Source organism: Barnesiella intestinihominis YIT 11860 (assembly GCF_000296465.1).
Classification (GTDB): Bacteria; Bacteroidota; Bacteroidia; order Bacteroidales; family Barnesiellaceae; genus Barnesiella; species Barnesiella intestinihominis.
The window spans coordinates 78712-93721 of sequence record NZ_JH815205.1 but is presented as its reverse complement, the minus strand read 5'-3'; the positions used below and the strand labels follow the sequence as shown (position 1 = coordinate 93721).

Annotated in this window: 6 protein-coding genes; all 6 read left to right on the top strand. The window is 50.0% G+C overall.

What is annotated here, in order from left to right:
• Positions 1–44: 44 nt before the first annotated feature.
• The 6 genes from HMPREF9448_RS09210 to HMPREF9448_RS09185 all read left to right on the top strand — a co-directional run bounded on the left by HMPREF9448_RS09210 (position 45) and on the right by HMPREF9448_RS09185 (position 14769).
• Positions 45–2132 (top strand): type IA DNA topoisomerase, encoded by a 2088-nt coding sequence (locus HMPREF9448_RS09210; RefSeq protein ID WP_004291456.1) that lies wholly within the window; start codon positions 45–47, stop codon positions 2130–2132.
• A 162-nt stretch (positions 2133–2294) separates the two neighbouring features.
• Positions 2295–2747 (top strand): DUF1896 domain-containing protein, encoded by a 453-nt coding sequence (locus tag HMPREF9448_RS09205; RefSeq protein WP_004304266.1) that lies wholly within the window; start codon positions 2295–2297, stop codon positions 2745–2747.
• Positions 2737–8553 (top strand): N-6 DNA methylase, encoded by a 5817-nt coding sequence (locus HMPREF9448_RS09200; protein ID WP_004291462.1) that lies wholly within the window; start codon positions 2737–2739, stop codon positions 8551–8553. Before HMPREF9448_RS09205 ends, HMPREF9448_RS09200 begins: the two co-directional genes overlap by 11 nt.
• 657 nt (positions 8554–9210) lie before the next feature.
• Positions 9211–11136 (top strand): tetracycline resistance ribosomal protection protein Tet(Q), encoded by a 1926-nt coding sequence (gene tet(Q), locus HMPREF9448_RS09195; RefSeq protein WP_004291466.1) that lies wholly within the window; start codon positions 9211–9213, stop codon positions 11134–11136.
• Entirely contained in the window at positions 11136–13454 is a 2319-nt protein-coding gene (locus HMPREF9448_RS09190) for a hybrid sensor histidine kinase/response regulator (protein ID WP_004291467.1), read from the top strand. Before tet(Q) ends, HMPREF9448_RS09190 begins: the two co-directional genes overlap by 1 nt.
• Positions 13447–14769, top strand: coding sequence for a sigma-54-dependent transcriptional regulator (locus HMPREF9448_RS09185; RefSeq protein ID WP_004291471.1), 1323 nt, complete (start codon positions 13447–13449; stop codon positions 14767–14769). The genes HMPREF9448_RS09190 and HMPREF9448_RS09185 overlap by 8 nt, the downstream gene beginning before the upstream one ends.
• The last annotated feature ends 241 nt before the right edge of the window (positions 14770–15010 follow it).

Sequence of the window (15010 nt, the reverse complement as noted above, 5' to 3'; positions counted from 1 at the left end):
GAATCCAAAATAAAATCCAAAGTATCAACAAAAAAGAAGAAGACATGAAGACAATCATTGCAGAAAAGCCCTCCGTGGCACGTGAAATCGCCCGCATCGTGGGCGCGACAAAGAGAGAGGAAGGATATTTCGAGGGAGGCGGTTATGCCGTGACATGGGCATTCGGACACCTCGTTCAGCTTGCCATGCCCGACGGCTACGGCGTGCGCGGATTTGTCCGTGACAACCTCCCGATTATTCCCGACACATTCACGCTCGTCCCCCGTCAGGTCAGGACGGAGAAAGGTTACAAGCCCGACAGCGGCGTGGTGTCGCAGATAAAAGTCATCAAAAGACTGTTCGACACAAGCGAACATATCATCGTGGCGACCGATGCCGGACGCGAGGGAGAGCTTATCTTCCGCTACCTCTACCACTATACGGGTTGCACCACTCCTTTCGTGCGCCTGTGGATCAGCTCTCTCACCGACAAAGCTATCCGCGAGGGACTGCGGAAACTCGAAGACGGCAGCAAATACGACAACCTCTACCTCGCCGCCAAAGCGCGGAGCGAATCCGACTGGCTCGTGGGCATCAACGGCACACAGGCGTTATCCATCGCCGCCGGACACGGCACGTATTCCGTGGGGCGGGTGCAGACACCAACGTTGGCTATGGTATGTGAACGCTACTGGGAGAACCGCCGCTTTACGTCCGAAGCATTCTGGCAGCTCCATATCGCAACGGACGGTTGCGACGGCGAAGTCGTGAAATTCTCATCCTCCGAGAAATGGAAAGAGAAAGAACCGGCGATGGAACTATATAATAAGGTAAAGGCGGCAGGTTGCGCCACTGTCACGAAAGCCGAGCGCAAGGAGAAGACGGAGGAAACTCCCTTGCTCTACGACCTGACCACGCTCCAGAAAGAAGCCAACGCCAAGCACGGCTTCACGGCGGAACAGACGCTTGAAATCGCGCAGAAACTCTACGAAAAGAAGTTGATAACCTATCCGAGAACGGGAAGCCGCTACATCCCCGAAGACGTGTTTGCCGAAATTCCCAAACTGCTCGCTTTCATCGGCACACAGCCCGAATGGAAAGACAAGGTGCGGGCAAAAGCCGCCCCGACACGCCGCAGCGTGGACGACGGCAAGGTGACAGACCACCATGCCCTGCTCGTCACGGGTGAGAAACCGCTCTTCCTCTCCAAAGAGGACAATACCATCTATCAGATGATTGCCGGGCGCATGGTCGAGGCATTCTCTGAGAAATGCGTCAAGGATGTGACCACTGTCACGGCGGAATGTGCCGGAGTGGAGTTTACCGTAAAAGGCAGCGTCGTGAAGCAAACCGGATGGCGTGCCGTCTATGGCGAGGAAAAAGAGGAAATTACCATCCCCGGCTGGCAGGAAGGCGACACGCTGACACCGAAAGGCTCGTCCATTACCGAAGGAAAGACCAAACCCAAGCCGCTGCATACCGAAGCCACCCTGCTCTCGGCAATGGAAACGGCGGGCAAGGAAATTGAGGACGACGCACTGCGGCAGGCGATGAAGGACTGTGGCATCGGTACTCCCGCCACACGCGCCTCCATCATCGAAACGCTTTTCAAGCGCGGTTACATGGAACGCTGCAAGAAGTCGCTTGTTCCCACCGAAAAAGGACTTGCCCTCAATTCCGTCGTCAAGACGATGCGCATCGCCGATGTTGCCATGACGGGCGAATGGGAAAAGGAGCTGGCGCGTATCGAGCGCGGGGAACTGTCCGACGACACCTTCCGCAAGGAGATAGAGGCGTACACACGTGAGATAACCTCCGAACTGATCTCGTGCGACAAGCTCTTCGGCAGCCGTGACTCCGGCTGCGCGTGTCCCAAGTGTGGCACGGGCAGGATGCGGTTCTACGGCAAGGTGGTACGCTGCGACAACACGGAGTGCGGACTGCCCGTGTTCCGGCTGAAAGCGGGACGCACCCTGTCCGACGATGAAATCAAAGACCTGCTCACCGAAGGGCATACCAAGCTGCTCAAAGGGTTCAAGAGCAAACAGGGCAAGAGTTTCGATGCTGTTGTCGCCTTTGACGGGGAATATAACACGACTTTTGTGTTCCCGGAGGCTAAAAAGGACAAGAAATTTTCAGGACGGAAGAAATAGTATTAACTTTGCCACTTGTTCAGAGTAATGAATTGTTCTTCGATACCGGATTACACTCATACTTTGGATTTAGTGGTGGCACTCGGAGGGATACCGAGTGCCTTTTTCTTCCTTTTTCCAACCGATTATCCCGTTAATTATCAATCCGCTAAATCCAAAGTAATGAACAACAAGAAGAAAAACGAGGGTCAGACCGACTTTTCCTATTACGGTCTGTACCTGCTGGACTATCTCCGCACGAACAAGTTTGAACAGGCTGACGACACCGCTTTCATACGGGAACGGGCCGACCGTGCCGCCGAAACGTATGAGAGGGCACGGCTTGAAGGCTATCCCGCCGATGGTGCGCAGGAACTGGCGATGGACACGCTGCTGCGCGGGCTGCATTATTCCCGTTACGCCATCCTCCGCGAAGTCGTGGAAAACGAGTTTGCCGATGAAGTGCCGGAAGAGAAGCGTGAAGCCTTTGTCCTGAAACTGCTGCCGCTTGTCGGCAACGTGTTCTCCGTCTATGACCTCTCGGATGACAATTTCGCCCTGTCTTCCGATTACGACCTGCTCTACACGGAGCTGACGGGAGCAACCGTCCTTTACTTAGACGAATATGGCGTTTAACCGCAAACAGAAACTGCGGGACAACATCGAGGCGATACGGACGGCATTCATCCTTGACAGGGAAAATAGGACAGCGACAACCGAAGAGCGTGCCATACTTCAAAGGTACTGCGGTTTCGGCGGTCTGAAATGTATCCTCAACCCTGCAAAGGAACTGACGGATGCCGTCCGGTGGGCGAAATCCGACCTCGAACTGTTCGCCCCGACGGTGGAGCTGCACAGGCTTATCCGTGAGAACAGCAAGGACGAAACAGAGTACAAGCGGTTTGTGGATTCGCTGAAAGCGTCCGTGCTGACCGCTTTCTACACCCCCAAAGAGATAACCGACACCATCGCGGACGTGCTGGCAGATTACAGCGTCCGCCCCGCCCGTATGCTCGAACCGTCGGCAGGTGTCGGCGTGTTCGTGGATTCCATGCTGCGGCACAGCCCCAATGCGGATGTGATGGCTTTCGAGAAGGATCTGCTCACGGGTACAATCTTGAGGCATCTCTATCCCGACCAGAAAATGCGCACCTGCGGTTTTGAGAAAATCGAAAGACCGTTCAACAATTATTTCGACTTGGCGGTGTCCAACATTCCGTTCGGTGACATTGCCGTGTTCGACGCGGAGTTTCAGCGGAGCGACTCTTTCGGCAGACGCTCCGCCCAGAAAACCATCCACAACTATTTCTTTCTCAAAGGACTGGATGCCGTGCGTGACGGCGGTATCGTGGCGTTCATCACCTCGCAAGGGGTATTGAATAGCACCAAGACCTCCGTGCGTAACGAGCTGTTCAGTCAGGCCAATCTGGTATCCGCGATACGCCTGCCCAACAACCTGTTCACGGACAACGCGGGCACGGAGGTGGGCAGTGACCTGATTGTCCTGCAAAAGAACCTCAGCAAGAAGGAAATGTCGCAGGACGAGCGGCTGATGACCGTGATACAGACGGACACGAAAACCGCCCTGACCGACAACGCCTATTTCATCCACCACCCGGAACGCATCGTGCATACGATGGCGAAACTTGACACAGACCCCTACGGGAAGCCCGCTATGGTTTATCTGCACGAGGGCAAGGCAGCAGGCATCGCCGGGGATTTGCGCCGTATGCTCGACGAGGATTTCCATTACAGGCTTGCCATGCGCTTGTATTCGGGTTCAATCCGGCAGGCAGGAACGGAAGAAAAAGTTGCCGTTCAAAATAAAGTAGAGCGTCCTGCCATAAAATTGGAAACAGTATCCTCGGCGCAGACGGTGGAAACTCCGACAGAAAAGCCGCAACCCGCAGATGAAAAGCCGGAGATAGAACCGCGCCCGCAATATTCCGCAGGCGTGCAGCTCACCCTGCTTGACCTCTGGGGGATGACGGAAGAGGTCAGCCAACCGAAAACCTCCAAAAAGAAAAAGACGGTGAAAAAGGCAGTTACGGCAAAGTCCACTCCGCCCAAACCGAAAGTCACGGTTACACCGACAGCTCCAACTGCAAAACCCGCAATGGAGAATAAGGAGGTGAAAGCGGAGAACACCGCCAAGCCTGCCGACCCGGACGACATCTATGCCACACTGGACTGGGATACCAATCCTCCCATCAACGGTTTCTATGAAATGATGATGGGTTTGACGCCGGAGCGTAGGAAAGAACTTCGGGAACTGGCAAGGCAGCATAACGAGAAACAAGTGGCGGAAAAGACGGAAGTGAAAGCCGTGCCGGAAACTTCCCGTGAGCAGCCACGACAGGAGGAAACACAGCCGGAGGCAGTCGCCGCACCTGCCGTTACAGATACCCCATCGGAAGCGGTGGGGACTTTCCTTTTCCCCGACATCGAAGCGGAAAAGCCGAAGGAGGAAGTCGTGGACCTTTCTCCGCGTGCCTACCACCGCACGCCGGAGATGCACCTGCGCGAAGGGTCGCTGGTGGCTGACCGGGGGCGTCATAACATCGGCTACCTGAAAGACATCACGCCATACGGGGCGACATTCCAGCCGCTCGACCTGAAAGGATACCAGAAGGAAAAGGCGTTGTTGTATGTGTCGCTGCGTGACGCCTACGAGCGTCTGTACCGTTATGAATCGCTCCGGCGCGAGGCAAATGTTCCGTGGCGAGAGCATCTGAATACCTGTTACGATGAGTTTGTCATGCGCTACGGCAACCTCAACGCCAAGCAGAACGTGAAGTTAGTGATGATGGATGCGGGCGGGCGCGACATCCTTTCGCTGGAACGGATGGAAAACGGAAAGTTCGTCAAGGCGGACATCTTCGAGCATCCTGTTTCCTTCGCGGTGGAGAGCCATGCCAACGTAGGCTCTCCCGAAGAAGCCCTGTCTGCGTCGCTCAACAAATATGGTACGGTCAATCTCGACTATATGCGGGAGATAACCGACAGCACGGCGGAGGATTTGCTCACTGCCCTGCAAGGGCGCATCTACTACAATCCGCTCGTGACCGGTTACGAAATCAAAGACCGTTTCATCGCCGGAAATGTCATAGAGAAAGCGGAACGCATAGAGGCATGGATGGGTGACAATCCCGAAAATGAGCGTATGCCGGAGGTGAAGCAGGCGTTGGAGGCTCTGAAAGATGCCGAGCCGCAGCGCATCGCCTTCGAGGATCTGGACTTCAATTTCGGGGAACGCTGGATTCCGACGGGTGTCTATGCCGCCTACATGAGCCGGCTGTTCGACACGGAGGTGAAAATCGCCTATTCCGCAAGCATGGACGAGTTTTCGGTGGTGTGCGGCTACCGCACCATGAAAATCACGGACGAGTTTCTGGTGAAGGGGTATTACCGGAACTATGACGGTATGCACCTCCTAAAACACGCCCTGCACAACACCTGCCCTGACATGATGAAGTCCATCGGCAAGGACGAGCATGGCAACGACATCAAGATGCGCGACAGCGAGGGAATACAACTCGCCAACGCCAAGATTGACGAGATACGAAACGGCTTCTCCGAATGGCTCGAAGAGCAGTCGCCGCAGTTCAAGGAGCGGCTTGTGACGATGTATAACCGCAAGTTCAACTGTTTCGTGCGCCCGCGCTACGACGGCTCCCATCAGACCTTTCCCGACCTCAACCTGAAAGGGCTGGCAAGCCGGGGTATCAAGAGCGTCTATCCCTCACAGATGGATTGCGTCTGGATGTTGAAACAGAACGGCGGCGGAATTTGCGACCACGAGGTGGGAACCGGTAAGACGCTGATAATGTGCATCGCCGCGCATGAGATGAAGCGTCTGAATTTGGCACACAAGCCGATGATTATCGGGCTGAAAGCCAACGTTGCGGAGATTGCAGCCACCTATCAGGCGGCATATCCCAACGCACGTATTCTGTACGCTTCGGAGAAGGACTTTTCGACCGCCAACCGTGTGCGCTTCTTCAATAATATAAAGAACAACGACTACGATTGCGTCATCATGTCGCACGACCAGTTCGGCAAGATACCGCAGTCGCCGGAATTGCAGCAGCGCATCCTGCAAGCAGAGCTTGACACGGTGGAGGAAAACCTCGAAGTGCTACGGCAGCAGGGAAAGAACGTGTCGCGGGCGATGCTGAAAGGATTGGAGAAGCGCAAGCACAACCTTGAAGCGAAGCTGGAGAAGGTGGAACACGCCATAAAGTCACGCACGGACGACGTGGTGGATTTCAAGCAGATGGGCATCGACCACATCTTCATAGATGAGAGCCACCAGTTCAAGAATCTGACTTTCAACACGCGCCACGACCGTGTGGCGGGATTGGGAAACAGCGAGGGAAGCCAGAAGGCACTTAACATGCTCTTTGCCATACGCACCATACAGGAGCGCACAGGAAAAGACTTGGGTGCGACCTTCCTCTCCGGCACGACTATCAGCAACTCACTGACTGAATTGTACCTGCTGTTCAAGTACCTGCGCCCGAAGGAGCTGGAACGGCAGGACATAAGGTGTTTCGACGCTTGGGCGGCGATATTTGCCAAGAAGACGACGGATTTTGAATTTAACGTGACGAACAATGTGGTCCAGAAGGAGCGTTTCCGCTACTTCATCAAAGTGCCGGAGCTTGCCGCCTTCTATAATGAAATCACGGACTACCGCACGGCGGAGGATGTGGGCGTTGACCGTCCTGCCAAGAACGAGATACTGCACCATATACCGCCCACGCCGGAACAGGAGGACTTCATACAGAAACTGATGCAGTTCGCCAAGACGGGCGATGCCACCTTGTTGGGCAGGCTGCCGCTTTCGGAAACGGAAGAAAAGGCGAAGATGCTCATCGCCACGGACTATGCCCGGAAAATGGCACTCGACATGCGCATGATAGACCCGAATTACGAAGATCATCCCGACAACAAAGCGAGTCACTGTGCCAAGATGATCGCGGAGTATTATCAAAAATACGACGCCCAGAAAGGCACGCAGTTCGTTTTCTCTGATTTGGGGACATACCAGCCGGGCGACGGGTGGAACGTCTATTCGGAAATCAAGCGCAAACTGACGGAGGACTACGGTATACCGCCAAGCGAGGTGCGCTTCATTCAGGAGTGCAAGACCGACAAGGCGCGGAAGGCGGTGATAGACGCCATGAACGCCGGGACGGTGCGTGTGCTGTTCGGCTCTACCTCTATGCTCGGAACGGGTGTGAACGCCCAGAAACGGTGTGTGGCTATCCATCATCTCGATACGCCGTGGCGACCGTCCGACTTGCAACAGCGTGACGGACGCGGAGTTAGGGCAGGTAATGAGATTGCCAAACATTTCGCCGGGAACAACGTGGATGTAATCATCTACGCGGTGGAGAAGTCACTGGACAGCTACAAGTTCAACCTCCTGCACTGCAAGCAGACTTTCATAAGCCAGCTCAAAAGCGGTGCGATGGGTGCGCGTACCATCGACGAGGGGGCAATGGACGAAAAATCGGGCATGAATTTCTCGGAATACATGGCGTTGCTCTCCGGCAATACCGACCTGTTGGACAAGGCGAAACTGGAAAAGCGGATCGCATCGCTCGAAGGGGAACGCAAGTCGTTCAACAAGGGCAAGCGTGATTCGGAGTTCAAGCTGGAGTCAAAGACCGGCGAGTTGCGCAACAACACGGCTTTCATAGATGCCATGACGGAGGACTGGAACCGCTTCCTGTCGGTGGTGCAGACCGACAAGGAGGGCAACCGCCTTAATATAATAAAGGTGGACGGAGTGGATTCCGCCGATGAGAAGGTCATCGGAAAGCGTTTGCAGGAGATAGCCAAGAATGCCACGACCGGAGGGTTGTACACGCAGGTCGGTGAACTTTACGGTTTTCCGATAAAGGTGGTGAGCGAAAGGATACTCAAAGAGGGATTGGAGTTCACCGACAACCGCTTCGTGGTCGAGGGGAACTACAAGTACACCTACAACAACGGGCATCTGGCGATGGCTGACCCGTTGGCCGCCGCCCGCAACTTCCTCAACGCGATGGAGAGGATACCCTCCATCATCGACCAGTACAAGGCGAAGAACGAGGTGCTGGAGATGGAGATACCGCAGTTACAGGAGATAGCGGGTAAGGTGTGGAAGAAGGAGGACGAGCTGAAGCAGTTGAAGTCCGAACTTGCCGCCCTTGACCGAAAAATTCAGCTGGAGCTTGCGCCACCCACGCCCGAAGTCGCAGAAAAGGAGAATGAAGGGCAACAGCTCAAGCCGGAAGCGGAAGATGTGAGGAACAGGCAGGCGCAATATCCCGAAAATGCACCGCCGCAGATACGCAGTCCGGCGGATAGTATCGTTGCCAACCATGTCATAATCGGGCGTCCGGGACTGTATGCCAAGGAGGAAACCCGGTCCAAAGGATTGAAAATATAACCTAAGGAATTTTATCTGAAGTATTAATAAGGGCTATCCCAAAAGGTCTAAAAGTAAATTTTATCCTTTCTGCAAGTATCTATAGGATGGCAACTGCATTTTTTTCTTTTTGGGCAGCCCTTATTAAAATTTATTCTTATTTTAGGTTATATACATTCATGTCCATTTATGTAAAAAATTCCTGCTGACCTTGTTTATGTCTTGTCAGTCACCATTTGCAAAACCATATTTGACCCTCAAAGAGGCTGAATTTGATAAGTAACTTGCTACATACTCATAATAAGGAGCTAAATAGAACACGAATGGGAAATACACAAATGCTAAACTAAAGAAGATATTGGCCAAAATAAACGCTATACCGAGAGAGAAACTTGATTTTTCAACTTCCTAAAACGGTGTTGTTCAAACATTTCTACTTATTTGTACTTGCCAGTTGAACCTACGCTTCCCTAATAAAATGTCTATGGTAAAAAGTTAAAAAATCCTCCCACTTTTGTTAGATATATTTTTTTGTGTAATTTTGTAATCGTTATGCGGCAGTAATAATATACATATTAATACGAGTTAGTAATCCTGTAGTTCTCATATGCTACGAGGAGGTATTAAAAGGTGCGTTTCGACAATGCATCTACTGTAGTATATTATTGCTTAATCCAAATGAATATTATAAATTTAGGAATTCTTGCTCACATTGATGCAGGAAAAACTTCCGTAACCGAGAATCTGCTGTTTGCCAGTGGAGCAACGGAAAAGTGCGGCCGTGTGGATAATGGTGACACCATAACGGACTCTATGGATATAGAGAAACGTAGAGGAATTACTGTCCGGGCTTCTACGACATCTATTATCTGGAATGGAGTGAAATGCAATATCATTGACACTCCGGGACACATGGATTTTATTGCGGAAGTGGAGCGGACATTCAAAATGCTTGATGGAGCAGTCCTCATCTTATCCGCAAAGGAAGGCATACAAGCGCAGACAAAGTTGCTGTTCAGTACTTTACAAAAGCTGCAAATCCCGACAATTATATTTATCAATAAGATTGACCGTGCCGGTGTGAATTTGGAGCGTTTGTATATGGATATAAAAACAAATCTGTCGCAAGATGTCCTGTTTATGCAAACTGTTGTCGATGGATCGGTTTATCCGGTTTGCTCCCAAACATATATAAAGGAAGAATACAAAGAATTTGTATGCAACCATGACGACGATATATTAGAACGATATTTGGCGGATAGCGAAATTTCACCGGCTGATTATTGGAATACGATAATCGCTCTTGTGGCAAAAGCCAAAGTCTATCCGGTGCTACATGGATCAGCAATGTTCAATATCGGTATCAATGAGTTGTTGGACGCCATTTCTTCTTTTATACTTCCTCCGGCATCAGTCTCAAACAGACTTTCAGCTTATCTCTATAAGATAGAGCATGACCCCAAAGGGCATAAAAGAAGTTTTCTTAAAATAATTGACGGAAGTCTGAGACTTCGAGACGTTGTAAGAATCAACGATTCGGAAAAATTCATCAAGATTAAAAATCTAAAGACTATTTATCAGGGCAGAGAGATAAATGTTGATGAAGTGGGTGCCAATGATATCGCGATTGTAGAAGATATAGAAGATTTTCGAATCGGAGATTATTTAGGTGCTAAACCTTGTTTGATTCAAGGATTATCTCATCAGCATCCCGCTCTCAAATCCTCCGTCCGGCCAAATAAGCCCGAAGAGAGAAGCAAGGTGATATCCGCTCTGAATACATTGTGGATTGAAGACCCGTCTTTGTCCTTTTCCATAAACTCATATAGTGATGAATTGGAAATCTCGTTATATGGTTTGACCCAAAAGGAAATCATACAGACATTGCTGGAAGAACGATTTTCCGTAAAGGTCCATTTTGATGAGATCAAGACTATCTACAAAGAACGACCTATAAAAAAGGTCAATAAGATTATTCAGATCGAAGTACCACCCAACCCTTACTGGGCCACAATAGGGCTGACTCTTGAACCCTTACCGTTAGGGGCAGGGTTGCAAATCGAAAGTGACATCTCCTATGGTTATCTGAACCATTCTTTTCAAAATGCCGTTTTTGAAGGGATTCGTATGTCTTGCCAATCTGGTTTACATGGATGGGAAGTGACAGATCTGAAAGTAACTTTTACTCAAGCCGAGTATTATAGCCCGGTAAGTACACCTGCTGATTTCAGACAGCTGACCCCTTATGTCTTCAGGCTGGCTTTGCAACAGTCAGGTGTGGACATTCTCGAACCGATGCTCTGTTTTGAGTTGCAGATACCCCAAGTAGCGAGTTCCAAAGCTATTACAGATTTGCAAAAACTGATGTCTGAGATTGAAGACATCAGTTGTAATAATGAGTGGTGTCATATTAAAGGGAAAGTTCCATTAAATACAAGTAAAGACTATGCCTCAGAAGTAAGTTCGTACACTAAGGGCTTAGGCATTTTTATGGTTAAGCCATGTGGGTATCAAATAACAAAAGACGGTTATTCTGATAATATCCGCATGAACGAAAAAGATAAACTTTTATTCATGTTCCAAAAATCAATGTCATTAAAATAATGGAGCGGTCAGGAAATTTCTATAAGGCAATACGGTTGGGATATATACTTATCTCCATTCTTATCGGATGTATGGCATATAATAGCCTCTATGAATGGCAGGAGATAGAAGCATTAGAACTTGGCAATAAAAAAATAGACGAGCTCCGAAAAGAAATAAACAATATCAATATTCAAATGATAAAATTTTCTCTATTGGGTGAAACAATACTGGAATGGAACGATAAAGATATCGAGCATTACCATGCACGGCGTATGGCAATGGACAGTATGCTCTGCCGTTTCAAGGCCACCTATCCAGCAGAGCGCATCGATAGTGTGCGCAGTCTTTTAGAGGATAAGGAACGACAGATGTTCCAGATAGTCCGGTTAATGGATGAACAACAATCTATTAACAAGAAGATAGCCAATCAAATTCCGGTTATTGTACAGAAAAGTGTGCAGGAACAGTCCAAAAAGCCAAAACGAAAAGGTTTCTTAGGCATATTCGGCAAAAAAAAGGAAGTAACTCCAGCAGTATCAACCACTATCCTTCATTCGGTCAATAGAAACGTAATCAGCGAACAGAAAGTGCAGGATCGCCAATTGTCGGAACAAGCCGACAGCCTTGCAGCTCGTAATGCAGAACTTAACAGACAACTGCAAGAATTGATTTGCCAAATAGAAGAAAAGGTACAAACCGAACTGCAAAGCCGGGAAAACGAAATAGTTGCCATGCGTGAAAAGTCATTTATGCAAGTAGGCGGTTTAATGGGATTCGTTCTTCTATTGTTGTTAATTTCCTACATCATCATACATCGTGATGCAAAAAGCATTAAACAATACAAGCACAAGACAACTGATTTGATAAGGCAACTGGAACAATCCGTACAACGGAACGAGGCACTGATAACGTCAAGGAAGAAGGCGGTACATACTATCACCCATGAACTGCGCACACCGCTGACAGCAATAACAGGCTATGCCGGACTGATACGGAAAGAACAGTGTGAGGATAAGTCCGGGCAGTATATCCAAAACATACTGCAATCCTCCGACCGTATGCGGGATATGCTTAACACTTTGCTTGACTTCTTCCGCCTGGACAACGGCAAGGAACAGCCCCGTCTGTCACCCTGCCGGATTTCAGCAATCACGCACACACTTGAAACGGAGTTCATGCCTGTTGCCGTGAACAAAGGGCTGTCCTTGTCCGTGAAGACTGGACACGATGCCATTGTATTGACCGACAAAGAGCGAATAATACAAATCGGGAATAACCTGCTGTCAAACGCTGTCAAGTTCACAGAAGAAGGCGGTGTTTCTTTGATTACTGAATATGATAATGGAGTTCTGACACTGGTCGTTGAAGATACAGGTACAGGCATGACAGAAGAGGAACAGAAACAAGCGTTCGGTGCGTTTGAACGTCTATCAAATGCCGCCGCAAAGGAGGGTTTCGGGCTTGGGCTTGCCATAATGCGTAATATTGTGTCGATGCTTGGCGGAACAATCCGTTTAGACAGCAAGAAAGGGAAAGGCAGTCGTTTCACAGTTGAAATTTCTATGCAGGAAGCTGAAGAACAGCTTGGATATACAAGCAATACACCTGTTTATCATAACAATAAATTCCATGATGTTGTCGCCATTGACAATGATGAGGTATTACTTCTGATGCTGAAAGAGATGTATTCCCAAGAAGGAATACACTGCGACACTTGCACCGATGCTGCGGCACTGATGGAAATGATACGCCAGAAAGAATACAGCCTGTTGCTGACAGACTTGAATATGCCCGATATAAACGGTTTCGAATTGCTGGAACTGTTGCGTTCGTCCAACGTGGGCAATTCACCAACAATCCCGGTGGTTGTGGCAACCGCTTCGGGCAGTTGTAACAAAGGGGAACTATTGGCAAAAGGCTTTGCCGGATGCCTGTTCAAACCGTTCTCCATATCGGAACTGATGGAGGTTTCCGACAGGTGTGCCATAAAAGCGACACCGGACGGGAAACCGGACTTTTCCGCCTTATTGTCCTATGGCAATGAAGCCGTCATGCTGGAAAAGTTGATAACTGAAACAGAAAAGGAAATGCAGGCGGTACGGGATGCAGCAAAAGAAAAAGACCTGCAAAAGCTGGATTCCCTGATCCACCACCTGCGCAGTTCGTGGGAGGTGCTCCGTGCCGACCAACCGCTGAATGTACTTTACGGATTGCTTCGTGGCGATGCTCTCCCGGATGGTGAAGCGTTAAGCCATGCCGTGACTGCCGTGCTGGATAAGGGAGTGGAAATAATACGGTTGGCAGAAGAGGAAAGGAGAAAATACGAAGATGAATAAGACAAAAATAATTGTGGTGGAAGACAACATCGTGTATTGCGAATATGTCTGCAATATGCTGTCACGGGAGGGCTACCGCAATATGAAGGCTTACCACCTCTCAACCGCGAAGAAACATCTGCAACAGGCAACAGATAATGATATCGTGGTTGCCGACCTGCGTCTGCCTGACGGCAGTGGCATAGACCTTTTGTGCTGGATGCGAAAGGAGGGAAAGATGCAGCCCTTCATCATTATGACCGACTACGCCGAAGTTAATACCGCCGTGGAAAGCATGAAACTCGGCTCGATAGACTATATTCCCAAACAGCTTGTGGAGGATAAACTTGTCCCCCTGATCCGTTCCATACTGAAAGAACGTCAGGCAGGACAACGCCGTATGCCTATATTCGCCCGTGAAGGTTCCGCCTTTCAGAAAATCATGCACCGCATAAGGCTGGTAGCCGCCACCGATATGAGCGTGATGATATTTGGTGAGAACGGCACGGGCAAGGAGCATATTGCCCACCTGTTGCATGACAAGAGCAAACGTGCAGGCAAGCCATTTGTGGCGGTGGACTGCGGTTCACTCTCCAAAGAGCTTGCACCGTCGGCTTTCTTCGGACACGTCAAAGGTGCATTTACAGGTGCGGACAATGCCAAGAAAGGATATTTCCATGAGGCGGAAGGCGGCACGTTGTTTCTGGACGAGGTAGGAAACCTCGCGTTGGAAACCCAACAGATGTTGCTCCGTGCCATACAGGAGAGGCGGTATCGCCCGGTCGGAGACAAGGCAGACCGGAATTTCAATGTCCGCATCATCGCTGCTACCAATGAAGATTTGGAGGTATCGGTGAATGAAAAGCGTTTTCGGCAGGATCTTCTGTACCGCCTGCACGACTTCGGGATAACCGTTCCTCCGTTGCGTGACTGTCAAGAAGACATTATGCCGCTGGCAGAGTTCTTCCGTGATATGGCAAACAGAGAGCTGGAGTGTAGCGTGAGCGGGTTCAGTTCCGAAGCACGTAAAGCGTTGCTGACACACGCATGGCCGGGCAACGTGCGGGAACTTCGGCAGAAAGTTATGGGTGCTGTATTGCAGGCGCAGGAAGGTGTTGTCATGAAAGAGCATCTGGAACTTGCCGTGACGAAACCGACCTCTACTGTCAGCTTCGCCTTGCGCAATGACGCGGAGGATAAGGAGCGGATATTGCGTGCGTTGAAACAGGCAAACGGCAACCGGAGTGTCGCCGCAGAACTGCTCGGCATAGGCAGGACAACACTATACAGCAAACTTGAAGAGTATGGACTTAAATATAAATTCAAGCAATCATAGCCCGTAATTCACTGAATTTGGCTATCTTTGCATAACATTTGAGAAAAACGGCGATTGGCAGGAGCTTTTCGCCGCCAACATATAGGATAAGACCGCAAGGCGTTTCAAGCGAAAATCTGGTAAATTGGAACTACGGAGACGATTGCGTGATGCTTATGCTATGCTTACGCATAGCGTGCATTCACGTACTCTCCGTAAAGGCTTTACCAGAGCCATCGCTTGAAGGTAGTGTGAATTGCAC